The organism is Halalkalibacillus sediminis (genome assembly GCF_002844535.1).
GTDB lineage: Bacteria > Bacillota > Bacilli > Bacillales > Alkalibacillaceae > Halalkalibacillus_A > Halalkalibacillus_A sediminis.
The window spans coordinates 96,523-122,567 of the sequence record NZ_PJNH01000003.1; the positions used below are offsets into that span (position 1 = coordinate 96,523).

At 38.8% G+C, this 26,045-nt stretch carries 31 protein-coding genes; 8 read left to right on the forward strand and 23 right to left on the reverse strand.

The window, feature by feature from the left end; translation table 11 throughout:
• Positions 1 to 17: 17 nt before the first annotated feature.
• The 5 genes from CEY16_RS10160 to CEY16_RS10180 all read right to left on the reverse strand — a co-directional run bounded on the left by CEY16_RS10160 (position 18) and on the right by CEY16_RS10180 (position 4,631).
• Positions 18 to 1,649 carry a b(o/a)3-type cytochrome-c oxidase subunit 1 gene (locus CEY16_RS10160; RefSeq protein ID WP_101331905.1) on the reverse strand — a complete coding sequence of 544 codons (1,632 nt, stop codon included), beginning with the start codon at positions 1,647 to 1,649 and terminating at the stop codon, positions 18 to 20.
• A gap of 1 nt (position 1,650) precedes the next feature.
• Positions 1,651 to 2,121 (reverse strand): cytochrome c oxidase subunit II, encoded by a 471-nt coding sequence (locus CEY16_RS10165; protein WP_101331906.1) that lies wholly within the window; start codon positions 2,119 to 2,121, stop codon positions 1,651 to 1,653.
• A 12-nt stretch (positions 2,122 to 2,133) separates the two neighbouring features.
• The gene (locus CEY16_RS10170) at positions 2,134 to 2,304 is read right to left on the reverse strand and encodes a cytochrome c oxidase subunit 2A (protein ID WP_202908625.1); all 171 of its coding nucleotides are present in this window, start codon (positions 2,302 to 2,304) and stop codon (positions 2,134 to 2,136) included.
• A 181-nt stretch (positions 2,305 to 2,485) separates the two neighbouring features.
• Positions 2,486 to 3,169: a Crp/Fnr family transcriptional regulator gene (locus CEY16_RS10175; RefSeq protein ID WP_101331907.1), complete on the reverse strand. Its 684-nt coding sequence runs from the start codon at positions 3,167 to 3,169 to the stop codon at positions 2,486 to 2,488.
• 154 nt (positions 3,170 to 3,323) lie between these two features.
• The gene (locus tag CEY16_RS10180; protein ID WP_101331908.1) at positions 3,324 to 4,631 is read right to left on the reverse strand and encodes a hemolysin family protein; all 1,308 of its coding nucleotides are present in this window, start codon (positions 4,629 to 4,631) and stop codon (positions 3,324 to 3,326) included.
• A 172-nt stretch (positions 4,632 to 4,803) separates the two neighbouring features.
• Between CEY16_RS10180 and CEY16_RS10185 the strand changes: the two genes are divergently transcribed.
• Positions 4,804 to 5,292: a DinB family protein gene (locus tag CEY16_RS10185; protein ID WP_101331909.1), complete on the forward strand. Its 489-nt coding sequence runs from the start codon at positions 4,804 to 4,806 to the stop codon at positions 5,290 to 5,292.
• A 219-nt stretch (positions 5,293 to 5,511) separates the two neighbouring features.
• Here the strand turns inward: CEY16_RS10185 and CEY16_RS10190 are convergent, their stop codons facing one another.
• The 4 genes from CEY16_RS10190 to CEY16_RS10200 form a co-directional block, all read right to left on the reverse strand.
• Positions 5,512 to 6,138, reverse strand: coding sequence for a trimeric intracellular cation channel family protein (locus CEY16_RS10190; RefSeq protein WP_101331910.1), 627 nt, complete (start codon positions 6,136 to 6,138; stop codon positions 5,512 to 5,514).
• A gap of 84 nt (positions 6,139 to 6,222) precedes the next feature.
• Positions 6,223 to 6,675 (reverse strand): DinB family protein, encoded by a 453-nt coding sequence (locus CEY16_RS10195; RefSeq protein WP_101331911.1) that lies wholly within the window; start codon positions 6,673 to 6,675, stop codon positions 6,223 to 6,225.
• A gap of 198 nt (positions 6,676 to 6,873) precedes the next feature.
• Positions 6,874 to 7,050 (reverse strand): hypothetical protein, encoded by a 177-nt coding sequence (locus CEY16_RS15330; RefSeq protein ID WP_202908626.1) that lies wholly within the window; start codon positions 7,048 to 7,050, stop codon positions 6,874 to 6,876.
• Between the two features lie 4 nt (positions 7,051 to 7,054).
• Positions 7,055 to 9,016: an aconitate hydratase gene (locus tag CEY16_RS10200; RefSeq protein WP_101331912.1), complete on the reverse strand. Its 1,962-nt coding sequence runs from the start codon at positions 9,014 to 9,016 to the stop codon at positions 7,055 to 7,057.
• Between the two features lie 240 nt (positions 9,017 to 9,256).
• Here CEY16_RS10200 and CEY16_RS15430 point away from each other — a divergent pair, with 240 nt between their 5' ends.
• Complete coding sequence (locus tag CEY16_RS15430; RefSeq protein ID WP_238378828.1) at positions 9,257 to 9,364, forward strand: putative holin-like toxin; 108 nt, start codon at positions 9,257 to 9,259, stop codon at positions 9,362 to 9,364.
• On the opposite strand, the gene CEY16_RS10205 is transcribed toward CEY16_RS15430, so the two are convergent.
• The gene (locus tag CEY16_RS10205; RefSeq protein WP_101331913.1) at positions 9,365 to 9,793 is read right to left on the reverse strand and encodes a GNAT family N-acetyltransferase; all 429 of its coding nucleotides are present in this window, start codon (positions 9,791 to 9,793) and stop codon (positions 9,365 to 9,367) included.
• Positions 9,794 to 9,919: 126 nt separating this feature from the next.
• Here CEY16_RS10205 and CEY16_RS10210 point away from each other — a divergent pair, with 126 nt between their 5' ends.
• Positions 9,920 to 11,014 carry a carbohydrate kinase gene (locus CEY16_RS10210; RefSeq protein WP_101331914.1) on the forward strand — a complete coding sequence of 365 codons (1,095 nt, stop codon included), beginning with the start codon at positions 9,920 to 9,922 and terminating at the stop codon, positions 11,012 to 11,014.
• Positions 11,011 to 11,922: a pseudouridine-5'-phosphate glycosidase gene (locus CEY16_RS10215; RefSeq protein ID WP_101331915.1), complete on the forward strand. Its 912-nt coding sequence runs from the start codon at positions 11,011 to 11,013 to the stop codon at positions 11,920 to 11,922. Before CEY16_RS10210 ends, CEY16_RS10215 begins: the two co-directional genes overlap by 4 nt.
• 40 nt (positions 11,923 to 11,962) lie before the next feature.
• On the opposite strand, the gene CEY16_RS10220 is transcribed toward CEY16_RS10215, so the two are convergent.
• The 7 genes from CEY16_RS10220 to CEY16_RS10250 all read right to left on the reverse strand — a co-directional run bounded on the left by CEY16_RS10220 (position 11,963) and on the right by CEY16_RS10250 (position 18,577).
• Positions 11,963 to 12,826 (reverse strand): pirin family protein, encoded by an 864-nt coding sequence (locus CEY16_RS10220; protein WP_101331916.1) that lies wholly within the window; start codon positions 12,824 to 12,826, stop codon positions 11,963 to 11,965.
• A 73-nt stretch (positions 12,827 to 12,899) separates the two neighbouring features.
• The gene (locus CEY16_RS10225) at positions 12,900 to 14,387 is read right to left on the reverse strand and encodes a hypothetical protein (protein ID WP_101331917.1); all 1,488 of its coding nucleotides are present in this window, start codon (positions 14,385 to 14,387) and stop codon (positions 12,900 to 12,902) included.
• Positions 14,380 to 14,928 (reverse strand): sigma-70 family RNA polymerase sigma factor, encoded by a 549-nt coding sequence (locus tag CEY16_RS10230; protein WP_238378829.1) that lies wholly within the window; start codon positions 14,926 to 14,928, stop codon positions 14,380 to 14,382. Before CEY16_RS10230 ends, CEY16_RS10225 begins: the two co-directional genes overlap by 8 nt.
• Positions 14,929 to 15,051: 123 nt before the next feature.
• Complete coding sequence (locus tag CEY16_RS10235) at positions 15,052 to 15,567, reverse strand: hypothetical protein (RefSeq protein ID WP_101331918.1); 516 nt, start codon at positions 15,565 to 15,567, stop codon at positions 15,052 to 15,054.
• A complete protein-coding gene (locus CEY16_RS10240; RefSeq protein WP_101331919.1) occupies positions 15,564 to 16,658 on the reverse strand; it encodes a hypothetical protein in 1,095 nt (364 codons plus the stop codon). Before CEY16_RS10240 ends, CEY16_RS10235 begins: the two co-directional genes overlap by 4 nt.
• A gap of 80 nt (positions 16,659 to 16,738) precedes the next feature.
• Positions 16,739 to 17,749 (reverse strand): NAD-dependent epimerase/dehydratase family protein, encoded by a 1,011-nt coding sequence (locus CEY16_RS10245; RefSeq protein ID WP_101331920.1) that lies wholly within the window; start codon positions 17,747 to 17,749, stop codon positions 16,739 to 16,741.
• A 132-nt stretch (positions 17,750 to 17,881) separates the two neighbouring features.
• Complete coding sequence (locus CEY16_RS10250) at positions 17,882 to 18,577, reverse strand: aspartate/glutamate racemase family protein (RefSeq protein ID WP_101331921.1); 696 nt, start codon at positions 18,575 to 18,577, stop codon at positions 17,882 to 17,884.
• 172 nt (positions 18,578 to 18,749) lie between these two features.
• Between CEY16_RS10250 and CEY16_RS10255 the strand changes: the two genes are divergently transcribed.
• Genes CEY16_RS10255 through CEY16_RS10265 form a run of 3 tightly spaced genes read left to right on the forward strand, consistent with a single transcriptional unit; the run spans position 18,750 to position 19,883 of the window.
• A complete protein-coding gene (locus CEY16_RS10255) occupies positions 18,750 to 18,995 on the forward strand; it encodes an AbrB/MazE/SpoVT family DNA-binding domain-containing protein (RefSeq protein WP_101331922.1) in 246 nt (81 codons plus the stop codon).
• Complete coding sequence (locus tag CEY16_RS10260) at positions 18,995 to 19,384, forward strand: type II toxin-antitoxin system death-on-curing family toxin (protein ID WP_101331923.1); 390 nt, start codon at positions 18,995 to 18,997, stop codon at positions 19,382 to 19,384. Before CEY16_RS10255 ends, CEY16_RS10260 begins: the two co-directional genes overlap by 1 nt.
• 19 nt (positions 19,385 to 19,403) lie before the next feature.
• Positions 19,404 to 19,883, forward strand: a complete 480-nt coding sequence (locus CEY16_RS10265) for a PaaI family thioesterase (RefSeq protein ID WP_101331924.1) — start codon at positions 19,404 to 19,406, stop codon at positions 19,881 to 19,883.
• Between the two features lie 26 nt (positions 19,884 to 19,909).
• Here the strand turns inward: CEY16_RS10265 and CEY16_RS10270 are convergent, their stop codons facing one another.
• The 3 genes from CEY16_RS10270 to CEY16_RS10280 form a co-directional block, all read right to left on the reverse strand.
• Positions 19,910 to 20,320, reverse strand: a complete 411-nt coding sequence (locus CEY16_RS10270) for an RDD family protein (protein WP_101331925.1) — start codon at positions 20,318 to 20,320, stop codon at positions 19,910 to 19,912.
• Between the two features lie 227 nt (positions 20,321 to 20,547).
• Positions 20,548 to 22,947 (reverse strand): heavy metal translocating P-type ATPase, encoded by a 2,400-nt coding sequence (locus CEY16_RS10275; RefSeq protein WP_101331926.1) that lies wholly within the window; start codon positions 22,945 to 22,947, stop codon positions 20,548 to 20,550.
• A 24-nt stretch (positions 22,948 to 22,971) separates the two neighbouring features.
• Positions 22,972 to 23,307 (reverse strand): metal-sensing transcriptional repressor, encoded by a 336-nt coding sequence (locus CEY16_RS10280; protein WP_101331927.1) that lies wholly within the window; start codon positions 23,305 to 23,307, stop codon positions 22,972 to 22,974.
• A 98-nt stretch (positions 23,308 to 23,405) separates the two neighbouring features.
• Here CEY16_RS10280 and CEY16_RS10285 point away from each other — a divergent pair, with 98 nt between their 5' ends.
• Positions 23,406 to 23,819 carry a hypothetical protein gene (locus tag CEY16_RS10285; protein ID WP_101331928.1) on the forward strand — a complete coding sequence of 138 codons (414 nt, stop codon included), beginning with the start codon at positions 23,406 to 23,408 and terminating at the stop codon, positions 23,817 to 23,819.
• A gap of 27 nt (positions 23,820 to 23,846) precedes the next feature.
• Here CEY16_RS10285 and CEY16_RS10290 read toward each other — a convergent pair whose 3' ends face one another.
• From CEY16_RS10290 to CEY16_RS10300, 3 genes are all read right to left on the reverse strand, one after another.
• A complete protein-coding gene (locus CEY16_RS10290) occupies positions 23,847 to 24,500 on the reverse strand; it encodes a permease prefix domain 1-containing protein (RefSeq protein WP_101331929.1) in 654 nt (217 codons plus the stop codon).
• A complete protein-coding gene (locus CEY16_RS10295) occupies positions 24,487 to 24,840 on the reverse strand; it encodes a PadR family transcriptional regulator (protein ID WP_101331930.1) in 354 nt (117 codons plus the stop codon). The genes CEY16_RS10290 and CEY16_RS10295 overlap by 14 nt, the downstream gene beginning before the upstream one ends.
• 243 nt (positions 24,841 to 25,083) lie before the next feature.
• A complete protein-coding gene (locus tag CEY16_RS10300; RefSeq protein WP_101331931.1) occupies positions 25,084 to 25,983 on the reverse strand; it encodes a glycine betaine ABC transporter substrate-binding protein in 900 nt (299 codons plus the stop codon).
• Positions 25,984 to 26,045 lie beyond the last annotated feature (62 nt).

Sequence of the window (26,045 nt, forward strand, 5' to 3'; positions counted from 1 at the left end):
CAATTTTTTATTAAAACCTACCAGAACTTGAATCCTTTAGACCCAGGTGGTGAATGTTGAATCATATCCATGATCGGAATGGTGTAAGCGAATAAGATCAGCGCAAATGCGATTCCAATCCAGACTTTCCAGTTTTCTAAAATTTTTGGTGTTTCTTGTGCGTTCTCACTTGCCTCAGCAATCGGAAATTCTTCGTTACCTTTTGGAGCGAAGAAAGATAGATTGATCATCAAGATGATATATAGAATCAGGGAGATGAATAAGAATGAACCTCCTACAGCCATCCCAACTTCATAAGCCCCCCATTGAGAAGCAACTTCGTGACCGTTGTAAGACGTCACTTGAGTACGCCTTGGGTTACCTAACAGACCTGAGAAGTGCATAGCGCCAGACATGATCAACATACCAAAGACCCAGATGACTGTTTGATAGATTCCTAAGTCATTGACTCTCTCAGTCATGACCCGACCTTTCAAGTGAGGAATCAACCAATAGCTAATTCCGAAAAATGTGATTGCAACCGTTGCCCCTACGGTCAGGTGAAAGTGTCCAGTCACCCAGATCGTATTATGGATTACCTGGTTCATTTGGTTACTTGCATTGATGATTCCGCCTGCCCCAGCTGGAATGAAGATGACCATACCAGCAAATGGTGCGAAGAATCTAACGTCTCTCCATGGAAGTTTCTTGAACCATCCAAAAAGTCCTCTTCCTCCTCTTGCTCTACCACTGATTTCAAATGTTGCGAATAAAGCGAAGGCAGTCATTAAAGATGGGACGATTACTGCGAAAGTCAGTACAACCTGTAAGAACTTCCATCCGTGGCTAATTCCTGATTCCAACAACTGATGGTGGAAACCGACTGGAATGGAGAATAAGATGAATAAAAGAAAGGCTAATCTTGCGAGTGAATCACTGAAAATTTTTCCTTTGATTACTTTCGGTACGATTACATACCATGCCATGTACGCTGGCAATAACCAGAAGTAAACGAGTGGATGGCCGAAGTACCAGAAAAGGGTTCGACTCAGAACCACATTAATCTCATCAACCCATCCAAGTGACCAAGGGATGAACTGGAAGACTACTGCGATAACTACGCCGATGGTTGCGATCAACCACAGTACAAGTGTCGCTACAGCCATGAAAGCGATGAGTGGGCTACGCTGTCCTGGGTTGGCTTTACGCCAATCCGCATACTGTTTGATGATTGCGAAAGAAGCAAAATAAGTTCCGATGATAATTAGAGCTAAAGCTATATAAAATAGTGGATTCGCTTGCAAAGGAGCATAGAAAGTATATAAAACTGTAGCTTCATTCGCTAAAATCATTACGACAGTCAAGATAACTCCAACAGTCATTATGATAAAACCGATCCAACCTGATTTTCTCGCCATATTAGAAAGCGACCCAGTCGTTCTTGCTACACTCGCGTACATGAATCCGAAAATGAAAAATGTTGTAAAGACAATTGCCATCAAAATCCCGTGTGCAGTTAAAATTTGATAATAGTTCATGCTTGGCGGTAAAGTAATCATTTCACTGCGAACAAGCGCTTGTAGAAGTCCGAATAAACCACCTACAAAAATTGCTGCGAATGCTACATAAAAGTGAGCCATACTCAATCTTGAATCTAGCTGGTGTACCATTTTACTTCACCTCCAATTCAGCGCTCATATAATGATGACCGATGCCGCAATACTCGTTACACAAAATCAAGAAACTGCCTTTTTCATCAAAAGTGTAAGTCATGGAGTTGATGTGTCCTGGTGTAACCATCATATTGATGTTCGTTCCGGCAACTTCAAAACCATGAACGACATCTATTGAAGTAACAATGAATTTCACTTTTGCGCCTTGAGGAATTTCCACCTCACCCGGAGTGAAACCGAAAGACTGTAAGATCATCACAAGTTCGTATTCATTTTCTCCAACCTTTTTCAATCCTGGTTCATCGAAAGGTGCTGTAGTTTCCACCTCTTCAGGTTCGATGGTCGTCAAGTCACTCGGTGGAGCATGATCGGGCGATGTAAATGCCTGAATTCCTATTGTCGAGAGGAATGCAACTAATGTAACTGTTCCTAAAATCAACCATATCTTTTCAAATTTGTGTATGTGCATGAGAAACCCTCCTTAACGTGATAAAAATAAGAAATAAATAGCAAGCCAAGAACCTACAATAAATAATCCAACAATTAAAACTGATATGAATGCACCTGATAACTTCGGTTCTTGTTCTTGCTTGGATTCATTCACCAAGCTCGGTTGTTCGTTCTTTTTCTTCTCTTCAACTTGAAGGCTCATGTTAACCCCTCCCAACCATTTGATGTTTGATTCAAACTAAGCATAACTTGATTCCAAAACAGACTTTGTGATTTAAATCACAAAATGCCATATATTTCATGACGGAATTGTGAATTATTTCACATAGTATAAAAATAAAAATCCACCCGTGTATAGTCACTAAGTGGATTCGCACCAAAATCTATATTCGATTCAATTCTGCAAAGTTATGTATCACAATTTCTTGTCGGTTGTAAGACAGAATTCCTTCCTTTTTCAACTTACTGAAAGTACGATTCACCGTTTCACGTCGAACACCGACCAAATTAGCGAACTCAGAGTTGGTGATCGGCACTCTTACATGAATACTCCCATCTGATCTATCCTCTTCACCTAATTCATGGATGAAACTACAGAGAGTTCCTACAACTCTTTTCATGACATCCGGGGTAGTCATCGTTTGGACCCTTTCTTGCAATTGAAGAAGTTTCTCGCCAATCACTTTCATGACTTTTATCGTCACTTTTGGATTTCGGATCAACCATTCTTCAAATGCTTCAATCGGAATAGACAACAACTCAGTATCTGTCAATGTGAAAGCTGTTGCTGGATATGGACTATCGTCAAAGAATCCGACATGGGGGAACATTTCATTGGAATGCAATATAGAGATAATCTGCTCCTCACCTTCCTCACTCAATTTATAGATTTTAACCAACCCACTTTGAATGAAAAATACTTCTTCTCTTCTGTCCCCCTCTAAAAAAATATTTTCATGTTTTTTAATGGATTTCTGATGTGAGATATCAGAGATCTCGACCAATTCTTCATCAGTCAAGTCGCGAAAAATAGTAAATTGCCTAAAAAATTCAATTGGGCAACTCATAAAACATTCCCCTTCAATAATATATTTCTTACTTTTATTATATAGCTCTCACCCCAAATTAAAATACTAAATATCAGAGCAACCTAAAAATTTCATGCCATCCACGTGAGAATCACAAGCTATTTTTTCTCAGAGAAAATAAAAAACAACCATCCTAAGATGATTGTTTTTCAACTTCTACTCTCCGTACGGTATAGTCTCCTACTTCCAGCACTTTAAAATAGACTCCATTATATTCTTTTTGATCTCCAACATCCAGCTCTGGGTTCAAGGTCATAAGCCATCCACCAAGTGTATCAACACCATCCATGTTGATATCAAGATCCATTATTTCATTTACATCATGGATTAAAACTCGCCCGTCCATCCGGTACGAGCTCTCATTCAATTTCTCAATCATTTGTTCCTCTTCTTCATCGAACTCATCTTGGATTTCCCCAACGATTTCTTCGAGTATATCCTCTACAGTTACTATCCCAGAAGTACCTCCATATTCATCTACTAACACGGCCATATGGATTTGGTCTTTTTGCATCTTTTTCAATAAACTTTTAATAGGCATCGTTTCGATCACCCGAATAATTGGACGCACATAACTTTGGATGAATTCCTTCTCATAGTCATCGATTGATAGTAAAGAATTAGCCACTTGTTTGACATTGATCAGACCGATCACGTGATCATTATCTCCGTCAACTACAGGGTAACGAGTGAACTTCGACTCACTAATTTTCCCCAAAAATTGTTTCACTGTTTCATGTTGCTCAAACGTTTCCATTTCAGTCCGAGGTACCATGATTTCTTTAGCAACCCTATTGTCAAATTCGAATATCCGGTTGACGTAGCGATATTCAGACTGATTGATTTCTCCCTTCTGATAACTTTCAGATAGAATGATTCGTAGCTCTTCTTCTGAGTGAGCTACTTCATGTTCAGAAGCTGCATGCAATCCAAATAATTTTGTCAGCTGACGGGCAGAACCGTTTAACAACCAAATTAACGGAAACATAATGCGATAGAACCATATCAAAGGCTTGGCAACTAGCATCGTTATCTTCTCAGCTTTTTGGATCGCTAATGTTTTAGGAGCAAGCTCCCCCACCACTACATGCAAAAATGTAATGATGAAGAAAGCAATTCCGAAAGATAAAACTGATGTTACTGATGAAGGCAAAGAAAAGTAACCGAAAACAGGATGGAGGATCCGTTCGACTGTAGGTTCACCGATCCACCCTAACCCTAATGCAGTAATTGTTATTCCTAATTGACAAGCTGATAAATACTCGTCTAATTGATTGACTACTTTTTGAGCAGCCAAAGCCCGTTTGTCCCCACTTTCAATAAGGTGGTCAATCTTACTACCTCTAATTTTAACGATCGCAAACTCTGAAGCGACGAAGAAAGCAGTCAGTGCGATTAGAATGACAATTAATATCAAATATAATACAGTTGTAAATTCCATATTATTCCTCCAAAAATATAAGTAAATACCCAAAAACACTATATTCTATTTAAATAGCATACCCTTTATCATGGCTCGATTATCATATTCCATAACATTCCTCTGATTTATCAAAATTTTCAAGCAAAATTATGGTATAATTTTTTTGAGAAATAAAGAGAGGATGTTCTTAATGACAGAAGTACAAACCATGCAGCAAGTGCTATTCCACGAGATTGAAGTCGGCGTTCGTTCCACTCAGAACCTTCTATTGAAAATCAGAGACCAAGATTGGGATTATCGTCCTCATGAGAATATGCGTTCAATCAGAGAACTCGTTGAACATTTGATATCCATCCCAGCGGTTGATCTATATATTTTACAGGAAGAACCACATGAGTCCATCAAAGCTCTTGAAGACAAATATTCAAAGTTAAATTCTGTGGATGACATGAATGTTGTATTTGAAGACGGCTATAACAAGCTGAATAATTATATGACCTCGCTGTCGAATGAAGAATTTTTGAATAAAAAAACTAAAGCCTTCTATATGGAAAATGGTCAAACTCAAGCAACATGGCTGACTGAGATCTTGACGCACATCTTCCACCACCGTGGTCAATTATTCAACTATTTGAAGCAATTGGATTATGAAGTAAGTATGTTTGATTTGTATGTATAAGAAAAGCGCAAGCGTCCTCTTATTAACGTATAAATTGGAGAGGAGAAACTAGATATAAAAAACACGGTGAGTTTACTATCCGAGGTTGACTTATCGATAGCTTCTTCTCGAAATTTACTAGTTGATGGGAACTTGGGCTAGACAATTAAGCGCCAAACTTTTATCCTTTTTAACTAAAAAAACGCCTGGCCTCTCCATACAAGAGGTCAGGCATTCTTTTTAATTCTTAACTTTCCTTAGCAGTATGAACCAATCGACTCTTCCTGGCAGTTTCCAATGCCTCGTAACTGAAAGCATTCTCAACAATACAATGACCACAACTAGAAGTAAGTGTTGCCACGTTTCTCCCGCAATACCAATCCCTATTGTAAGGGCACCTAACACAGCCCACACTGCATAAATCTCTTGGTGTAGGACAAGTGGTTTGCGTCCAGCTAAAATATCTCGGATAATCCCGCCACCTGTTCCTGTCAACACACCCGCTATAATGATTGCACTTAACGGATAGCCAGCAGCAGCCGCAAAAAGCGCCCCTTGAATAGCGAAAGAAGCCAAACCTATTGCATCAAAAAAGACTCCCCATCTTTTCCAGCTTAATACCCAATGGAATGGAATGAAGAACATTAATGTCATCGTCAAGAAAGCTACTGTAAATAGCATATTTTGATTCCATACGTCTGAGACAGGTAAACCAAGTAATACGTTCCGTATGATTCCCCCACCAAAAGCGGTAGTAAAACCTAATAAATAAACCCCGAACAAATCATATTTTTCTTCTAACGCTACGATCACTCCACTTATCGCAAAAGCCATCGTACCGATTATATTTAAAATCTCCCAAGTCATATCGACACCCCGTTTCTTCTTGCACACCAATAATACAATGTACAGTCGATCGAAGGTATTTGTCAATAATTTACGGTTTTAAGTTTAGATTATTTTACGGATTGAGTTCATCGTTCCTAAGTGAAGCGATTCATGCGCAGTTAAAAACTGACACATCTCACCAAGAGAATTCATTTGAAAAAACGAATGTTTTAAAGGAGCATTTAAATTTCCCTCGATCAATAGGGAGAACTCTTTTGGCTGATCTTTTAAATGGCTAACTAGTTCTTTATATGAAGGAGGAGTTTCCTTCCAATCAGACGGACTCGATCCATCACCGAACATAAGATGATATTCTTCCGGGAGCCTACGCTGTTGTTCCAATGTCTTGGTTACAACATCGTCCCATCCCACCAAAAGATGCCCCATGTTCCAACGGATATTATTGTTGAAACCTTCAGGGATGACGTCAATTTTGTGCTCAGGTACTTCTTCTACTAATTCAATGACATATTCTCTCCAAATGTTCCATTGATTTGTTACAGCTTTCTCGTTCATATCACTTGTCCCCCTAAAAAATTAAGCACATTCTCTATACTTCTATTAAATTCAATTAATAACTTCCAAAAGAATCTTCACAGTGTATTTCTACCAAAAATCGTAAAACTCCTTTATAATCCCCATTTTTTATATGAATTCGGTGGGAGGGTAGAAACAAAACAAAAAAGAACAGGCGATTCGCCTGTTCTTCCTAATTTAATCCATATAACGTTTGTTTTCATCGACATTCGCTACTTTAGTTTCTTCAGTATTTTCAAACTCTGAGACGTAGCCATCTCCACTACATACCGTACATGTATAGCGCCATTCCTCATCATCCATTAAGAGGCCGTCGCCATCACATGCTTTACATCTGAACTGCTGTGAGCCCATTGAATTAAACCTCGCTTTCTTGTTTATCCTTAATCCAATTGATCACTCCACCTGCTAATAGTATGTCCAGATGACGGTCTGTTAACTCATGGAATACTCGAATCGTTTCATTTTTATCTTTTACAGTTATATCGAATTCTTTACTGTTCTGTACTTTCTCACGTATATCATCGAATACCAGTACATCGCCCTGCTCGATTTTTTCGTAATCTTCCTCATTTGCGAACTGGATCGGCAAGATACCGAAATTGATCAAGTTCTGTAAATGAATTCGAGCAAAGTCTTTTACCAACACTGCTTTTAAGCCCAGATAACGAGGAGCAAGTGCAGCGTGTTCACGGCTCGATCCTTGACCGTAGTTATTTCCTGCTACTACGACGTGACCGGATTCATCTTTCATATTCATCGACTTCTCATAATATTGATCGTCGATTATTTCAAACGTAAACGTACTGATTTTTTGTAAATTACTTCGGAATGGTAGCACACGAGAGCCACCAGCTAATATTTCATCAGTAGAAACGTTGTCGCCCATCTTCAGTAGAACAGGAACCTCAAACTTATCTTCTAATGGATCCATTTGTGGTATTGAGTTGATGTTCGGTCCTTTTTCAAGCTCTACTTTCACTCCGTCCGTTTCAGAAGAAGGTGCTTCTAACATGGCCTGCTCAGCTTCTAAATTTCTATTTTCAGGTTCTTTGATTTTCGGGCACTTCATATCAAGTGTTCGAGGGTCCGTGATCACACCAGTCAGCGCGGAAGCTGCAGCCACTTCAGGACTACATAAGAATACACTATCCTCTTTAGTACCAGAACGACCAGGGAAGTTACGAGGGGTTGTTCGTAAGCTGTTTCGTCCTGATGCAGGCGCTTGTCCCATACCGATACAACCATTACAACCTGCCTGGTGAAGACGTGCCCCAGAACCTAACAGGCTTGCGATGTGCCCTTCCTCAACCATTTTCGTTAACAATTGACGAGATGTCGGGTTAATATCAAACGATAGCCCCTCAGCAATCGATTTACCTTTTACTATTTCAGCTGCAATCGCGAAATCACGATAACCAGGGTTGGCTGAAGAACCGATATATGATTGATAAATTGGTTCCCCAGCTACCTCGCTGATAGGTACCACATTACCAGGACTTGACGGTTTAGCAATCAACGGCTCAAGTGAAGATAAATCGATTTCTTCATCGATATCATATTTAGCCCCTCGATCAGCCTTCAATTCCATCCACTCATCTTCACGACCTTGAGACTTCATATAACGCTTGACTTCCTTATCAGAAGGAAAGACCGTCGCTGTTGCACCTAGTTCTGCACCCATATTTGCAATTACATGGCGGTCCATTGCAGATAGATCTTTTAAACCAGGGCCGTAATATTCAATGATCTTTCCTACGCCACCTTTCACATCATGACGGCGTAACATTTCTAAAATAACATCTTTCGCACTTACCCAGTCAGGAAGTTTACCAGTAAGCTTCACACCCCAAACTTGAGGCATCTTTACGTAGTATGGTTCGCCAGCAATAGCCATTGCAACATCAATACCACCAGCGCCCATAGCTAACATACCCATACAACCATTTGCACAAGTATGGCTGTCTGAGCCTAATAATGTTCTTCCAGGTCGAGCAAGCCGTTGCATATGGACAGGGTGACTTACCCCATTACCAGGTCTACTAAAATAAAGTCCGAACCGATTAGCTGCACTTCGTAAAAATAAGTGGTCGTCCGCATTTCGATAATCATCTTGTATCAAGTTATGGTCGACATATTGAGCTGAAGCTTCTGTTTGAGCACGATCTACCCCCATAGCCTCCAACTCCAACATAACCATCGTTCCAGTAGCATCCTGTGTCAACGTCTGATCAATTTTCAGACCGATTTCTTTTCCGGGTTCCATTTCACCTTCAACTAAATGATCTTTAATCAATTTCTGGGCAACATTCAACTTCATTTTGTTTCCCCTTTCTAATGTTATTTTCGTACTCTTCATCATTAGTATCTATGTAATAAAAATACCCTTAAACTGGCATATTTAAACACGTGCAGATTGATGAGCTAGTACTTATGATGTGTAATTCGCTAAGGTTTATGACCACAATTAGTAATTTTGAAGCAAAAAAACAAGAACACTTTACGAACATGTGTTCTTGTTTTATACTACTTACACAAACATTTTATCGGAGGAATTTAAATGGAAACATACGGATACGTACTCATCGTCATTGCGTTCGGTTCGTTCGTTCTGGCTCTCTTATCTTTAGTCGTACAGATTATTGTAGCTATCAACCGAAAAAAATAATCAGCTTAACTTCTTATAGAAGCCAGTTGCACTAGCTTCAAACCCTTGATTTATATAAAATTGATGGGCAAGATCGCGCTCTGAACGATTCCCACTATTCAAAGTCACCATGACTGCATCGTTCTGATGCGCCCATTCTTCTGCTTCATTGAGTAGTTCCTTGCCAATTCCCCTACCTCTAAAACGTCCATCCACGACATAGGCTACGATTCGAACATAGCTATCGGTCTTTTCATATCGGAAACAATGCATCATGCCAATCATACCGATTATTTCTTTATCCTTTTCACACACAAGCGTCAAATAATTACCCTGATTATTTATGCGTTCCATACGTTTCTCCATTTCATCAGGAGATGTAGGGTAACCTAACTCCCCCATTAAAATTGCTAAGGATTCAATATCTCTACTTTCCGCTTTTCTGATCATTACTTCACCTACTTCTCTTTTATTAACTTATAAAAGTGCCTTCTTCAACTAATTTTAAAAATCCTTCATATAACTTTACAAACTTTTGTTTATATAATAAACTTTTGTTAGAGAGGGGGTCAATCATTGAATAAAGAAGAACAAATCCTCAATTACATACGTATCAACCCATATATTTCACAACAACAACTATCTGAAAAGGTAGGGATTTCCCGTCCAGCCGTCGCTAATTATATTAAAAAATTGGTGCAGTCAGGACAAATTAAAGGACGGGCCTATATCTTAAACGATCAGGAAACCATTACATGCATTGGTGGAGCAAACGTAGACAGGAAAGCAATCGCATCACAGACCGTTCGCTTACAGTCTTCCAATCCAGTCAATACAGAGGAATCTCTAGGGGGAGTAGCCCGAAATGTCGCAGAAAATTTCGCAAAGCTTTCTCAAACAACCAGCCTCATAACATTTGTAGGACAGGATAAAGAAGGTGAATGGTTGCTTAAAGAGTCTAAACGAATGAACATCGATATCAGCCAAACCGCTGTCCTGCCCAACCATCGCACAGGGACTTACACAGCACTGCTCGAACCGACTGGAGAACTAGTCGTTTCCTTAGCAGACATGGATATATATGATGAGGTCACATCAAAAATGATTGAGGATCGATGGAACCACATTTCATCATCACAGATGATTTTTGCTGATACAAACATTACAGAAGAAAGTTTAATTTATTTGATTAATAACTGTAAAAAGGACGACTGCCAGCTTTACTTAGACCCCGTATCTTCGATCAAAGCAGAAAAGTTACCTGAAGATTTATCAGGAGTTCACACTCTTCTTCCTAATCAAGAAGAAGCAGAAATTTTATCGGGAGTCACCATCAAAGAAGTGGAAGACTGCTCAAAAGCTTGTGAATTTCTTCACGCCCGCGGGGTAAAACAAGTGGTCATAACTCTTGGATCATCAGGCATATATTTTTCTTCAAAAGAAAATCAAGGTCACATTGCTCCCCCTAAAGTAGAAGTGGTGGACGTCACTGGAGCAGGAGATGCATTTGCAGCCTGTCTCATGTATGGCCAACTTAAAGGGGAATCATTAGAATCAGCTTGTCGTCTAGGGCTTTCAGGAGCAGCGATCACATTACAAGCTAATGATTCAGTATCTCCTCAAATGAGCGCAGAGAATATCAACCATATGGCAAAGGAGTTTTTTCAATGAACCAATATCTATCCTTCACAGAAGAAGTGAAACACGCAATAGAGAATGACCTACCAATCGTAGCATTAGAGACGACAATCATCTCACACGGAATGCCTTATCCGGATAACATCCAAATGGCTCAAAAAGTTGAACAAATCATACGCGATCAAGGTGCAGTGCCTGCAACGATCGGTATTATGGACGGAAAAATTAAGATAGGATTAAACGAGGAAGAACTTGAAATCTTCGCTACTCGTGACGATGTCCAGAAAGTCAGTCGCCGCGATTTTCCTTATGTACTTTCGACAGGTCAAATCGGCGCCACCACTGTTGCTGCAACAATGATCGCTGCAGAGCTTGCAGGTATTAAAGTATTCGCAACTGGAGGAATCGGTGGAGTACACCGTGAAGGAGAAATGACTTGGGATGTATCTGCTGATCTTCAGGAGCTTGCTCAAACGAGTGTTGCTGTTGTATGTGCAGGAGCTAAATCCATCTTAGATATCGGAAGAACTTTAGAATACCTAGAAACCCATGGTGTACCAGTAGTCGGCTATCAAACGGAAACTTTCCCTTCTTTTTATTCGAGAGAAAGTGAATTCAACGTCGATTTCGGATTGAACAAACCTGAAGACGTAGCCTCACTTATGGATAAAAAATGGGCCTTAGGTTTAAATGGAGGACTTGTCGTCGCAAATCCAGTACCAAAGGAATCTGCTATTGATTATGATCAAATCGAAAACGTCATCCAGCAAGCATTGAAAGAAGCGAAAGAGAACGGCATCCGGGGAAAAGAAGTGACTCCTTTCATCTTGGATAAAGTCAAAACGCTGACTGAAGGCAAAAGCTTAGAAACAAACCTGGCACTTGTTTACCACAATGCAGAAGTTGCGGGAAAGATCGCCAAATCATATCAAGTATTATAGAAGCAAAAAGGGATGCTACCAAGAGCATCCCTTTTTCTATTTATGACTTCACCGCAGCTCCAAATTTCCCATCTCGGAAATCTTGATAAGCCTTCTTCATTTCTTCCATCGTATTCGTGATAAATGGTCCACGAGCTACCACCTCTTCACGAACAGGCTTTCCAGTGTAAACCAAAAATTTAGAGCGGTGGTTCGCATGAATTTTCAAGTGACTATCGGATTCATCACTTGCTTCTTCATCAAAATCCAAAAGTCCTACAGAGCTTTTTTTCAATGTTTGACCTTCTTCGCCCACTTCTATTTCTCCTTGTAACACATAGACGAATGCATTGTGGTTGGCAGGAATCGTCAGCGTGTGGTCTACTCCTTCTTTCAATACCATTTCTGCTAAACCGAACGGAACTAACGAATTTAGAGGACCTGATTTCTCATCAAAGGAACCAGCATAAACCCTCATCATTCCTCCATCAAAACGCTTCACTTCTGCATCTTCAGCATACACATTTTGATAATAAGGATCTGATTTCTTCTGCTCCTTCGGTAGGTTCAACCATAACTGAAGTGAATGGACGATATCATCTTCAACTGGCTCTTCAGCATGTCTCGCACCCTTGCCAGCATTCATATATTGCATATCATTCGCCTCAAGCACTTCATGTCCACCCGAATTATCGATATGCTCTAAACGACCATCGATCACATAAGTGACGGTCTGAAAACCGCAATGAGGATGGTCTGAGAAAGTTCCGCGCTTAAACCAATCCTCAGCCATCAAAAGAAAAGGATCAAAGGCTTCAAACTGATCTGGAGGTAAAACAAATGCTTGCTGTACATGTGGATAACCATTTTCGTTATAAGTTACTTTCCAATTATTTATCACTTTCCGATTAAAACCTGGATTCATAGCTGCTTTCCCCTCCACTCATAAGAATTACCTTTATTTTAGTCCAAAGTAGAGGTGTTAAAAAGTAAACTGCTTACTGATTATCTGGAAGGGTAATTTCAAAAGTTTCATCAACTTCTACGTCGTATGATAAATTTTCAATCGTAAAAAACAAACGCTCAGCTTCACCGATAGATTCAGTAGGAATAGATAATACCAACCCTCCATCTCCTCTCCGGTCAATAGAGTAATCTTCACTTAAATTATCACCTTCCGAGTTTTGAATCCGAAGAATATTTCCAGTCACAGTTTCTTCGTTAAAAGGAAATTGATGAATAGACTGCAGTTGAAACTTTATATTTGGTTCGCTCTCACCGCTTTCCGATAGGAATAGTAATCGAAGTTCATCATCCACGAAAGAACTTTCTTTAAGGTATATGTTATTCCCCTTAAACTGAGCTACATTAATTGAGGTTTTCACGTCGTTCCTATCAGTTAATTCTGAAATGGGTAGATTAAATTCCAATCGCTTATCCGTTATAGCTCCGATAGAAGTAATCTGAATAGGCATTTGATCACCCTTCATGATCTCATCTCTTAATGAGACGGTGAATTCCTCACCCCCGGATAATTGAGAGATGTTTTCACCAGTCTGGTCTCCGAACCTTGTATTTACACTCTTAACGTTTATTCCTTCTTCGCCCCTCAGTGAAAGATTGATCTTCTCAGAATCAAATCTTGTTTCTATACTTTCAACATCTAATTTAATTTCACCCAAGTCCTCTTCTTCGAATGAAAATGTTTCCCCTACATCCATAGTCTCGTATTCATAATTAGAAGAATCGTATTTTAAAGGTAAATAAACATCATCAATCAAAAGTCTTTCTCCGAAATAGTTAAGATAAAAATTAACGTTAAATTCATTATCGTATTGCTTGAGAGAATCACTACCTTCAGTTTTTAAAGGTTGCGTGCTATATACACCGTACATCCGATCCTCAAACAAAATCCCAGCCAGGTGGACCTCATTCATTCTGTGATGAGGAAAGTTGATATTCCCTACTTCTTCATTTTTATAAATATACAATTCAGATAAATGGAATCGGTAGTCAGATGTTTTTAATTCCTCTTCAGAAACAGGCAAACTATACATAAGGTGCATATGTTCATCTGTGACCCAGACTTCTTCTACTCTGAGATTGATCTCGGAATCAGGAACATTATACTGTTGGTTTACTTCCTTTACTAGACCTTTCTCCCTAGCTTCTGAAAGACCGTGAAGGTGCTCTTCAAGAATTCGATCCATTTCTTCTTCACTTTCAGCTATTTCGATCTGATTTTTTAAATGCGGGTCAATCTCTAAATCAGTTTGCCCTTGTTCAGATAATGGTGGTATTCCCACATTTATGATAAGGATAAATACACTGAATACCAAAACGGCAGTAACAAATTGCGGAACTAGCCTACGCATGAATCTCATACCTTTTTTCTTCTTGAAAAACCGGTTTTTATCGGATGAGGAGTCATAATACTGTTTTTCACCTAAAAAGTGGTCAAAGTCTTTCTTCGAGAGTTTATCCATCTAAATAACCCTCCTTCAATTCATTTTTCAGTTTTGCTTTAGCCCTTGAAATCCTCGTTCTTACTGTCGAAGCATTCATTTCTAACAAATCGCTGATCTCTTCGATTTTCATTTCTTTGTAATACTGCAAAACCAATACTTCCCGATCCTTTAACGGCAAACTCAAAATAGATTCGATTAACTCCTCTTTTTTTTCCTCTAATAGAAGTCTGGATTCAGGTGTTTCCTCATCTTTTGAATCAAACCAGTTATTTTTCCAAAGAATTAGCCGATTAGCAGGTGATTTTAAATAGTCTTTGCATTTGTTAACCGTAATTCTGAATAGCCATGTCTTAAAAGCAGAATCGCCTCTGAAGCTATCTAGTTTTTTATATACGATGATCATAATTTCCTGAAAAACGTCATCTGTTGTTGCCCGATTTTTTACATAAGTAAATATTAACCGCTTCAATTCTTCTCCATATTCATCCATTAACCAGCTGATCGCTTCGTCTCTGTTCATCTCATGAATGAAAGTAGAAGACTCTTCGTTTTGCTCCAAACTCTTCACCTCATCTTTCACTTCTACCTATTAGACGCACATCCGTTCAAAATGTCTCAAAAAAATAAAATCGGGCAACAATCACCCGATTTTTATCGTTTAAAATCATTTAATTTCAGCTTACTACTTTCCTGAAAGATCTATATCAACCGACTCCTCGATTTCAACTCCATAGATCAACCTCTCTAACTTAAAATAAACCGTCTCTGAATTGTTCAGGAAATAGCTTTCAACCAAATATCCAGACTCACCGTTTTCTTCTATATACATGCCATGATCAACAGAACTGAAGCTATTTTCATCATTAGCTATAGACACCTTATTACCTTGTTGACCCTGGATTCCCGAATGGTCGCGCCTACCTATAAAGTATTCATCTGAATTTTCCTCATTCAATTGGTTGAGGACAATAAACCAATCATCCCTACGTTGTTTTAATCCTTTAAAGTAGATTTCTGACCCTTTAAATTCTTTAACCTTTTGATCATACTGAAAGGACTTTTCTTCAGTATCATTGAAGTCAACGTCAACTGGTTCAAAATCGAAGGTTAATTCTTTGTCAGAAATAAAATCCACTTCAGTAAAATGAATCGTCAAGTCTTCTGGAACCTCAGGGAGACTTCCAAAACCCACTCTCATTTCATTGTCATTGTTCCCTTGGTGATCAATCCAGGTTCATTTCTATGGTACATTCCCATATATTTCATACTTTCGTTTCCAACATTTTCATTTTTATAAATATACAACTCATCTAGCACCAAATTATAAGTTGGTTTTTGTAAATCAGCTTCACTGACGGGTAAACTATATATTAGATGCATTCCTTCCCCTGAATTGTACATTTTTTCAAACTTCAGTTCTCCATCTCTCTCAGGCAATTTCACAGATGTTTCCATATCCTTTACAAGTCCATCACTCTTAGCTCGTTCCCAACCAGGAACATTCCTCGTGACCATACGCATTAATTCTTCTTCGTTTTCAGGAAATTGCAATGTTCTCTCTAGCTGCTCGTTAATGTCCAGATCAGCACTAATAGCCTTGTTCGCTTCCTGATATTGAACGAAAAGAATGATACAAGCAATGCTCAAGAACATAACAAACTGCACTTTGATATTCCTCGGAACGTGAAACTTGTTTTTGTTAGCACTTCCATTTGATTCTGCGGTAATTTTATGTAATCTCTTTGATCCGATATAGAAATCGATATCCTTTGAAGAAATACCACTCTCATCAACTCGAGCATTTAATTTATCCTCAACTTTTACCCACCTCGAGTTTAATTCAGACGCAGAAATATTTAGTATTTGATAGATATCGTCAGGGTGAAAACCGCAATAGATATGCAGGATGACGACTTCCCGTAACTTCACGGGTAACTCCATGATTAAATCAATTAAAGTCGACTTTTCACTAGACAAACTCTGTTGAGTTTCAGGAATGAAACCCTTATTAAGATGAACCCAGTGATCCACTGCCCATAACCCTCTAGTAAAAGGTAATCGCAAATACCTCTTGCTTTTTTTAGCGGCCGCTTCAAATAACATTATTTCTATCTCTGAATCTTGATCAGAAGACTTAATCTTTCTCTTCGATGAATGAATGACAGATTTAAAAATCTCGTCAGTTGTTTTATAGTTTTTCACGTATGTAAAAATGAACCGTTTTAACTCTTCTCCCTTATTTTCTAATAAATTTGTTAACCGTTCGTGTTTCCAGCCTTTTCCGCCCACATTTTTTCACCACCGTTTTATTGGTATAACATAAAAAAATTCCTTGTATCTTTACAAGGAATTTTAACATAAATCAACTATTACTGGTGAATTTTCTCAGCAACTTTATCTTCTATTTCGTAGCCAAAGACTTCCGAGAAATCTCCTTCAGGAGGATTTTCAAGTTCCCACTTGACTGTTCGGTTCAATCCTTCTTCCAATGAGACTTCCTCAGTGAAACCTGTAATATCACGGAACTTTGATGTATCTAAGTGTAATTCCTGGTCCGTGTTAATACCGAGATCATCAACTAATTCTCCAGCCGGAGCGACGATAATTTCTCCAGACCAATCCAACACTTTCTTCAAATGTTTTACCCATTCAAGTTCGGTAATAGGTGTTGGTTCCCCTAAATTGAATATCTCACCGATTGTTTCTTCGTTTTCAATGGCTTCTACAATAGCTTGAGCAATATTTTCAGAATAACCTTTTGAAAAAAGAGCATTCGCCATCCGATCATCCATAACAAGGTGTGGTCGCCCATCGTTCATCTTATGAATATAGTTCATAAACCTTCGATTAGGGTCTTTGGCTCCGTATACCATCGGCAACCTTAATACGGTTCCCTTGAAATTTTTACTGTTCAAGATCTTTTGCTCGATTGGGATCTTGTCATATTTTCGGGCGAATTCAGTATCCAATTTGTCTTTGAAAGGATAAAGTCGTGTTCTCAATTCATCATTTTCTCTAATTGGCGATGGCTGCACAGGGTCATCCGTTACCTGATTCAAAACTTCAAACGCACGATAAACATCGGCACTGCTTATGACAACAAGTCTTTCAACGATGCCTTCAAGTGCTTGCTCCAACTGATCGACATTTCGTTCAAACATGCAGACCATATCAACAACCACATCCGGTTCAAAATCTTTTGCTTCATCTTTAAGCTTCACGATGTCTTCCCTGTCACCTAAAACTTCTTTCACACCTTCAATTTCAGGTGCTGGATTACTACCGCGATGATAGACCATGACCTCGTGCCCTTTATCAATCAGTTGCTTTACAACATGTGGTCCCATAAAATTTGTACCACCAATAATGAATACTCTCATAACTAACTCCACTCCCTATCCTAATATGGAATGAACGCTCAACTATAAAATATATGCCGACTTTGAAAGTTTCATGATACTTGCCGTATATATTGATTCTACAAATTTATAGGAATACCTTTATTTGAGATATTAATTTTCAGCCAGTGCTTGATCCAGCGCTTTCCCCACGTGCACATGCGAAGTATCAAATAGTGGTAAAGAAACATCCTTCTGTTTAATCAATAACCCAATCTCCGTACACCCTAGAATGACTCCTTCAACTCCCTGGTCGACTAACCGACTGACTATTTCTAAATATTCTATTCTAGAACTTTCCTTAATTTCCCCCATAACGAGTTCTTGGAAAATAATATCGTTTACTACATTTCGATCTCTTTCTTCAGGAACGACGATTTCAATACCATGTGAAGCGACACGTTCTTTATAAAAATCCTGCTCCATCGTGTACTTCGTGCCTAATAAACCTATTTTCTTTAAGTTCCTAGACTTGATTACTTCAGCCGTAGCATCAGCTATGTGAAGAGTCGGAATAGCAACTGCTTGTTCAATTTGATGCATCACTTTGTGCATCGTATTCGTTGCAAGAATGATCAAATCAGCTCCCGCTTCCTCTAATGATTTAGCAGCATCCGCCAACACCTTCCCTGCTTGCTCCCAGTTCCCCGATGATTGATATTTTTCAATCTCTTCAAAATCAACACTATAAACAATACATTTCGTTGAATGCAGACCACCGAGTCGCTCTTTCACCCCTTCATTCAACAACCGATAGTATTCAGATGTGGATTCCCAACTCATTCCGCCAATAATTCCAATCGTTTTCATTTTAATCAGCTCCTATAATTCGACATTTCCCGGGAAATAACGTTTTTTCTCTACAACTTACATTTATCCCGATTTTACCATATATGAGGAATATTCCTTTACTAATTAAATGTCATACTGTATATTAAGTATGCACTGTATACACGTATTTATAAAAAAAGGAGGGGATGACATGATTAGGCGAAAGGTGATCCAATCAGGCAATAGTTTAAGCTTGAACATGACTGAAGTCCTCAAGAAAATAGATGCTAAGAAAGGAGATACCATGGTGATTGAAGTAAATGAAAATAATGAAATAGTTATTAAAAAGCAAGCAGAATATGAATTACCCAAAAACGTCAGTAATGATTTCTTTAAAGTTTTAGAAAGAAATTTAAATGATTATGACAAAACAATCAAAGGATTGATCGATAGGTAATGAAAAATATTCGATATCTAACAGAAGAAGAAGTTATAACCCTAAACGTCTATTTAATTGAAATATATAGCTCAGAAGAGATTTCTGGGGTAAAAGACGCTTCGTTATTACAATCTGCTGTGAATAGGCCATTACAATCAGCTTTTGGAGAAGACGCATATCCAACAATAGAAGAAAAAGCAGCTGCTTTGTTTGAGTCACTAGCTAAAAATCATCCTTTTCATAACGCAAATAAACGTACAGCCTTTATGGCAATGCTTCAATTTTTAAGTTACAACAACAGAGACTTCAATATGGAACAAAAGAAGGCTGAAGATTTTGTAGTAGACGTAGTTACACATAAAGTAACTTTCGAGGAAATCATAAATATCATAAAAGCTCATCAATAATTTTAGGAGGAGATGAAAAATGGAAAAACAAATTAAACACGCCATACAGGATCAATACCCAAATGACGTAGCCTATTGCTATGGCTGTGGTAGGTTGAATGACGATGGACATCATTTCCGAACAGGTTGGGAGGGTGATCAAACGGTTACTTACTTCAAGCCTGAAGCTGAACATACTGCAATTCCAGGCTTTGTTTACGGGGGATTGATCGCTTCTTTAATTGATTGTCACGGGACTGGTTCAGCATCGCTAGCACTACATCGAAAAAATGGTCACGAGCCATTAGATGATGTCACTCCTCCTAGATTTGTAACCGCATCTTTAGAAGTGAAATACTTGAAACCGACACCAATTGAGGCAACTTTAAAGGCTGTTGGCACCATCGAAGAAATCCACCCAAAGAAATTCAAAGTCATCATCGAAGTATTTGCAGACGATGTTCAATGTGCAAGCGGAGAAGTAATCGCTGCTGTCATGCCCGAAGGTTTCGGGAAGTAAAGAATCCGCTTCTTTCGAGAAGCGGATCAAGATTCATCTATCACATAAGTATCTGCAATAAAGTCGTGAATCGCACGTTTATCTTCACGAATCCCCACCATAAATGCGCTAACAATAGCTGCGATACCCAGAGTGATTCCATAAACAATTCCCGCGATAATTACACGCTTAACCATCGTCCACAAAGTCACATCCACACCGTCCGACTGCACGATTCGTATATTCCTCAATCTTTTTCCAATCACATAACCTCTCCAAAAAACAGGCAATAGCAAGCCGTAAAGAAATGATATCAAGTCAACCCCGGCTTCAGTAACGTCATTAAAACCAAAAATCAGCCCAAACAAAACAAACAAAGGCAAATAAAAGCATAATACATCTAGCACAATTGCTTCCAGCCTTCTCCAAAAACCAGCCAATTTATAATTGTCTACCATATAATCGATAGTGAATCATCCTTTTTGTAAATTAAAACCATTTTAGCATAATAGATAATCTTATTCTATTAATCTAATAATAAATATATGTACTATCATACCTTAAATCACAGAGTGCAAAACCCGTTTAATTCTATTGAGAATAACGCAAATTCAAATCATTTTAGCATAAACAAAATCCAAAAAAACAGGACCCCCTTTAAGGAGCCCCTGTATAAAGTCACTTATTAAAACTTCTGCTTTTTTAACCTTAATGAATTGGACACGACTGAAACTGAACTGAACGCCATTGCTGCGCCTGCAACCCATGGAGCTAGGAAACCGACAGCTGCAATTGGTATTCCTCCACTGTTATAGAATAATGCCCAGAACAAGTTCTGTTTGATGTTGCGCATTGTTTTCTTACTTAATTTGATCGCTTTAGAGATGTTAGTCAGATCACCACCGACCAACGTCACGTCAGCGGCTTCAATTGCTACATCCGTACCGGTTCCGATTGCCATACCAATGTCAGCTGTAGCGAGTGCTGGTGCGTCGTTGATACCATCACCAACCATTGCTACTTTTTTACCTTCATTCTGTAGTTTTTTGACTTGATCTGCTTTGTTTTCAGGTAGAACTTCTGCGAAAACATTCTCTTCTGGGATGCCTACTTCTTTAGCAACAGCTTTAGCTGTAAGTTGGTTATCCCCTGTCATCATATATACTTCGATGCCTTCATCTTGAAGTTCTTTGATTGCTTGTGTTGAAGTAGGTTTCACTGTATCAGCAATAGCGATGATGAAACGTAATTCGCCGTCAATCGCTGCTAACACAGCCGTTTTACCTTCTTTTTCAAAAGCAGCTAACTGTTCTTCTGAAGCAGAGCTATCAATATTTCTTTCCTTCATCAATTTACGAGTTCCTACAAGAACTTCTTTTCCGTCAATACCAGAAGTTACCCCGTGACCAGATACTGCTTCGAATGAGGTAGGGTTCTGTACTTCAATTCCTTTTTCTGTAGCATATGCCACGACAGATTCGGCTAATGGGTGCTCTGAACGTTTTTCAGCTGAAGCGACTAACGAGAAGTCTTCTTCAGATCCAGAAAGCGTCACAACATCCGTCACTCGTGGCTTACCTTCTGTAATCGTTCCAGTTTTGTCTAATAGAACAGCTTGAATTGCTTGGGTTCCTTCTAAATATTCTCCACCTTTAAAAAGAATCCCACTTTCAGCTCCACGACCGGAACCAACCATAATGGATGTTGGAGTCGCAAGCCCTAAAGCACATGGACACGCAATTACGAGTACTGCAATTGACGCTTCTAAGGCTGGTCCCCAAACACCTGGATCTACTATAAAGAACCAGCTGGCAAAAGTCACAACTGCTATAGCAACAACAATCGGAACGAAGATACCTGATATCTTATCCGCCATTCGTTGGATCGGAGCCTTTGAACCTTGAGCATCCTCGACAATTTTAATAATTCCAGCAAGAGCTGTATCTTTCCCTACCTTTTGAGCTTCCATAGTGATCGTACCGTTTTTGTTAATCGTTGAACCAATCACATGATCCTCAATCTTTTTATCAACTGGAATGGACTCCCCTGTAATCATCGACTCATCGATAGAGGACGATCCCTCGATCACTTTACCGTCCACCGGTATTTTTTCACCAGGCTTCACAATGATCTGTTCGCCTACTTGTACTTGGTCGACTGGAATCTGTTCTTCCTTACCGTTTCTAATGACGGTTGCTTCTTTTGCTTGGAGACTGACTAATTTAGAAATCGCTGCAGTCGTTCTCCCTTTCGCCATCGCTTCGAAATATTTTCCTAAAATAATGAGCGTAATTAATACGGCACTAGTTTCAAAATATAACTCTGGATGCATAGTCGCACCTGTCTGCCATAAAATTGTTTGTACGACACTGTAAAAATATGCTGCAGAAGTTCCTAATGCAACTAAAACATCCATATTGGCGCTTTTATTGGATAATGCTCTGTAAGCCCCTGTATAGAAAGGCAGACCAACATAGAACTGCACTATCCCCGCTAATACAAATTGAGTCCATGGATATTCAATGAAGGCAGGTGCTGAGAAACCTAAATCAAATGGCATATGGCCAATCATCGTCAGCAATAATGGAAAAGATAAAATAGCTGAGAAGATGAATTTATTACGTTTATCTCTAATTTCTTTTTCTTTTTTAGAAGCGGTATCTTGATTTTCCTGTTTGACTACCGCATCGTATCCAAGCTTCTTCACCTTTTCGATCACTTCATCAACCGATACCACCCCAGGGGTATAAGAAATCGTCCCTGTCTCAGTTGAAAGGTTGATATTAGCATCTGAAACCCCCTGCATACGTGAAAGGCCTTTTTCTATTCGAGTAGAACAAGCTGCACAGGTCATGCCGGAAATATCCAAATCAACTTTTTCTTCTTGGACACCATATCCAAGCTTATCTATTTTTTCTATCAGATCATTTACACTATGTTGGTCCTCATCATAAGAGACGGTAGCACGTTCCATAGATAAATTGACATTCGCTTCCACCCCGTCCATTTTGTTCAGAACCTTTTCTATTCGTGATGAGCATGCGGCACATGTCATCCCTGTAACATTCAGTTGTGTTTGTTTCATAATCAGACTCCTTCTTCCTAGCTATTATTTCGTAAACTGACGAATCACTTTCATCAGTTCATCCATATATTCTTCACCATTTCCTTGTTTAACTGATTCAGTGACACACATTTTTGCATGTCGTTCCATCATGGAATAGCCCACTTTGTCTAATGCCGCGTTAACTGCAGAAATCTGCACAAGAACATCTACACAATAGCGATCATCCTCAATCATTTTCTGAAGGCCACGTACTTGCCCTTCAATTCTTTTCAAACGGTTGAGCATTTGTTCTTTCTCAGAATGACTGCGTGGCACAACGGGCTCTTCATCAGTGACTAGCTTTGTATTCAATTCTTCTTCATTTATTTTATTGGTCATTTTTTCTTCACCTCTAATTATTACTATACCCCCCTATAGTATATTTGTAAATGCTTCTGCATATGATTTACAAAATACTTTAAAAAGGAGGGATAGAGATGCTACTAATAAGTGTGTCTATCTTGGTTATATTCATTACTTTTATGAACTTGATGAGGAATCTGAATTTCCGTTCATACAGTGGTATGGAAGGAATGGTTCTGACTATGGCTTTTAGCACATTTTTTGGACTAACCATAGGCTTTACCACGATAATAATTATCAAAGATCTGTTTTCAGCGTTCTTATTCGCAATGGTTCTTTCAATAGCAATCGGATTCATTTACGGAAAAAAGTTCTCTTCGATCGGACAAGTAGAAGGAATGATTTCAGGAGTAATGGCAGCAATGATGGCCACCATGATGGGAGCCATGCTTTCCATTCATGAGCAAATTATAACTTTAATCATTTTCTTGTTCATGCTAACAATCGCTTCATATCTGGTGGTCATAAAAAAAAGAGTTCATGATTGATTCTGTTCATGAACTCTTTAAAAACCTTTATACGTTACTTTTTTTCCTCGTTGATTTAGTCGTCAATAGAAGACCTAACCACAATCCGAACCCACCTATGAAGAATACAGTGAATGTGGAGATTGCGATGAACATCTCACCAGTTGCGAGCCCAGAGGTAAGTGCGACAAAGATAGAAAATAACATGACGCCTACAGCAATTGCATAGAGACCAGCACGAATCTTATTCATCCCGAACACAGAGGAAGATTCTCTGGTCAGGATGCTGTATGTCAAAATTGTTCCACCAGCAACAGCGAATATCCCCGTCGCTGGTACAGCAGCCCGTTCAATATCCATAAAAAACATACTTAATGACATCAGTAATCCGAACAATATCAATATGGATCCGATCACAATTCCACCTATAGAAATCCGGTTCGTCATAGATGAATAAACCTGCTGTTTAGCCTCGTTTTGGCCGTGAGTTCTCATATCATCCACTAAGCCACTTAAATCACCCATCGATACTTTCGCCTCCTTGAAAGCTTCTTCTTCGCTCATTCCTTTTGTGCGGTAATCCTTGATTCTTTCGTGCATGTTCGTGATTAGTTCTTGCTTTAAATCAAATAATTGCTGACTTTCTCCAACATCTTTGAATAAACTGTCCACGTATTCTTTCACTTTTTTATTCAGATCCATCTTCCGAACCTCCCGTAATCAATTGATCTAATATCTCTTTAGCGAACAACCACTCATCTTTGCTCGCTTCATATTTGTTCTTGCCTTCTTCAGTGAGCCGGTAATATTTCCTTCTCCCACCTTGGGTTTCATCTCCCCAGTAAGATTCTATGAAACCGTCTTTTTCCAAACGACGGAACGCTGTGTAAAGTGTCGCCTCTTTTAATTCATACTGATTATCGCTAAGTGAAATAATCTTTTTATATATTTCATATCCATAGCTATCGCCTTGTCTTAACACATTCAAAATAATTGTTGTCGTGTTCCCTCGGATCAGATCTGTAGATATACTCGATGACATGTATTTCGCCTCCTCAAATACATCATATACAATATTACTTTGTCTGTCAAAGTAATATGCGTAAAATATTTAATTAAAAAACCTACTGCATACTTAAACATGAAGAAATCCTGTTAAGGTAGAATTTTTGCAGGGCTGCTTTGTTTAGAGGGATCAGTGCTTGATTCTTGATATTTCATCGTATAAAAAAAAGAGTAAGTGACTTATATCACTTACTCCTTTAAACTAAATATCTTAAATTGATTATTCTGATCCACCAGTCCACTCTTCAATTAGATCCCTGTTATCATCGATCCAATTCTGCGCACCTTCTTCTTCTGATTCAGCTTCATTTAATTCTGCCATTAAGCTTCCTAACTGATCATCATTAAGCATGAAGTTATCAAACCACTCAACAATTTCTGGATGTTCATCTTCTAAGCCTAATCGAGCGGCATATAGAATGTTCTCAGAGTCCCCATAAATATTCTTCGGATCCTCGAGGATTTTAAGATCCATTTCTGCGAAGGCCCAGTGTGGTTTCCATAATGTAACAACTACTGGTTCTTCACTTGACATACGGTTATCTAATTCAGCCATCATACTTGGCTCAGACGAAGGAACTAATTCGTAGTCAAGATTATATTCAGCAACTACCTCTTCCGTTAGTCCCATAAGGCTTGATCCCGGATCGATTCCATAAATTTGAGATTCAAACTTCTCTTTATTGGCATTCAAGTCCTCAATACTATTAATATCTTCCATGTAAGAAGGGACAACTAGCGCTAAATCAGTTCCTTCATACCAGTTCTCACGCCAATCAATTTCTTCTTCGTATTCATTATAGAAAGATTTATCTGTATTAGGTAACCAAACCTCCATACCTATATCTAAGTCCTGATTTGCTAATCCTTCATAAAGAATAGCTTTCTCAACAGGCTCTAATGAAACATCATATCCTTTCTCTTCTAATACAATCTTCCACATATTAGACACAGCAACATTTTCTGCCCAGTTGTTCATTCCTATAGATATAGAACCTTTTTCCTCTTCAGCTTCATTACCGTCCCCGCTATCAGCCTGATCATCTTCGCCACCACAGGCAGCAAGAAGCAAGATCAGTCCTAGCACTAAGACTGGAAATAACTTTTTCACGTTTTTCATATAAACACTCCTGATTGAATTAATAAATGATTGTTTCTTAAATGTTCTTACTAAGTAATTTT

Excerpts from the sequence above, each read along its gene's own strand:
- CEY16_RS10265 (WP_101331924.1), top strand. The coding sequence starts at position 19,404 with ATGGAAAAACAAATTAAACACGCCATACAGGATCAATACCCAAATGAC.
- CEY16_RS10295 (WP_101331930.1), bottom strand. The coding sequence starts at position 24,840 with ATGTCATCGAGTATATCTACAGATCTGATCCGAGGGAACACGACAACA.
- CEY16_RS10165 (WP_101331906.1), bottom strand. The coding sequence starts at position 2,121 with ATGCACATACACAAATTTGAAAAGATATGGTTGATTTTAGGAACAGTT.
- CEY16_RS10175 (WP_101331907.1), bottom strand. The coding sequence starts at position 3,169 with ATGAGTTGCCCAATTGAATTTTTTAGGCAATTTACTATTTTTCGCGAC.
- CEY16_RS10205 (WP_101331913.1), bottom strand. The coding sequence starts at position 9,793 with ATGATCAGAAAAGCGGAAAGTAGAGATATTGAATCCTTAGCAATTTTA.
- CEY16_RS10170 (WP_202908625.1), bottom strand. The coding sequence starts at position 2,304 with ATGAGCCTTCAAGTTGAAGAGAAGAAAAAGAACGAACAACCGAGCTTG.
- CEY16_RS10285 (WP_101331928.1), top strand. The coding sequence starts at position 23,406 with ATGCTACTAATAAGTGTGTCTATCTTGGTTATATTCATTACTTTTATG.
- CEY16_RS10255 (WP_101331922.1), top strand. The coding sequence starts at position 18,750 with ATGATTAGGCGAAAGGTGATCCAATCAGGCAATAGTTTAAGCTTGAAC.
- CEY16_RS10190 (WP_101331910.1), bottom strand. The coding sequence starts at position 6,138 with ATGACTTGGGAGATTTTAAATATAATCGGTACGATGGCTTTTGCGATA.
- CEY16_RS15430 (WP_238378828.1), top strand. The coding sequence starts at position 9,257 with ATGGAAACATACGGATACGTACTCATCGTCATTGCGTTCGGTTCGTTC.
- CEY16_RS10200 (WP_101331912.1), bottom strand. The coding sequence starts at position 9,016 with ATGAAGTTGAATGTTGCCCAGAAATTGATTAAAGATCATTTAGTTGAA.
- CEY16_RS10220 (WP_101331916.1), bottom strand. The coding sequence starts at position 12,826 with ATGAATCCAGGTTTTAATCGGAAAGTGATAAATAATTGGAAAGTAACT.
- CEY16_RS10280 (WP_101331927.1), bottom strand. The coding sequence starts at position 23,307 with ATGACCAATAAAATAAATGAAGAAGAATTGAATACAAAGCTAGTCACT.
- CEY16_RS10225 (WP_101331917.1), bottom strand. The coding sequence starts at position 14,387 with ATGGATAAACTCTCGAAGAAAGACTTTGACCACTTTTTAGGTGAAAAA.
- CEY16_RS10185 (WP_101331909.1), top strand. The coding sequence starts at position 4,804 with ATGACAGAAGTACAAACCATGCAGCAAGTGCTATTCCACGAGATTGAA.
- CEY16_RS10195 (WP_101331911.1), bottom strand. The coding sequence starts at position 6,675 with ATGAACGAGAAAGCTGTAACAAATCAATGGAACATTTGGAGAGAATAT.
- CEY16_RS10245 (WP_101331920.1), bottom strand. The coding sequence starts at position 17,749 with ATGAGAGTATTCATTATTGGTGGTACAAATTTTATGGGACCACATGTT.
- CEY16_RS10260 (WP_101331923.1), top strand. The coding sequence starts at position 18,995 with ATGAAAAATATTCGATATCTAACAGAAGAAGAAGTTATAACCCTAAAC.
- CEY16_RS10250 (WP_101331921.1), bottom strand. The coding sequence starts at position 18,577 with ATGAAAACGATTGGAATTATTGGCGGAATGAGTTGGGAATCCACATCT.
- CEY16_RS10160 (WP_101331905.1), bottom strand. The coding sequence starts at position 1,649 with ATGGTACACCAGCTAGATTCAAGATTGAGTATGGCTCACTTTTATGTA.
- CEY16_RS10215 (WP_101331915.1), top strand. The coding sequence starts at position 11,011 with ATGAACCAATATCTATCCTTCACAGAAGAAGTGAAACACGCAATAGAG.
- CEY16_RS10270 (WP_101331925.1), bottom strand. The coding sequence starts at position 20,320 with ATGGTAGACAATTATAAATTGGCTGGTTTTTGGAGAAGGCTGGAAGCA.
- CEY16_RS10180 (WP_101331908.1), bottom strand. The coding sequence starts at position 4,631 with ATGGAATTTACAACTGTATTATATTTGATATTAATTGTCATTCTAATC.
- CEY16_RS10290 (WP_101331929.1), bottom strand. The coding sequence starts at position 24,500 with ATGGATCTGAATAAAAAAGTGAAAGAATACGTGGACAGTTTATTCAAA.
- CEY16_RS10235 (WP_101331918.1), bottom strand. The coding sequence starts at position 15,567 with ATGAGAGTGGGTTTTGGAAGTCTCCCTGAGGTTCCAGAAGACTTGACG.
- CEY16_RS15330 (WP_202908626.1), bottom strand. The coding sequence starts at position 7,050 with ATGGGCTCACAGCAGTTCAGATGTAAAGCATGTGATGGCGACGGCCTC.
- CEY16_RS10275 (WP_101331926.1), bottom strand. The coding sequence starts at position 22,947 with ATGAAACAAACACAACTGAATGTTACAGGGATGACATGTGCCGCATGC.
- CEY16_RS10300 (WP_101331931.1), bottom strand. The coding sequence starts at position 25,983 with ATGAAAAACGTGAAAAAGTTATTTCCAGTCTTAGTGCTAGGACTGATC.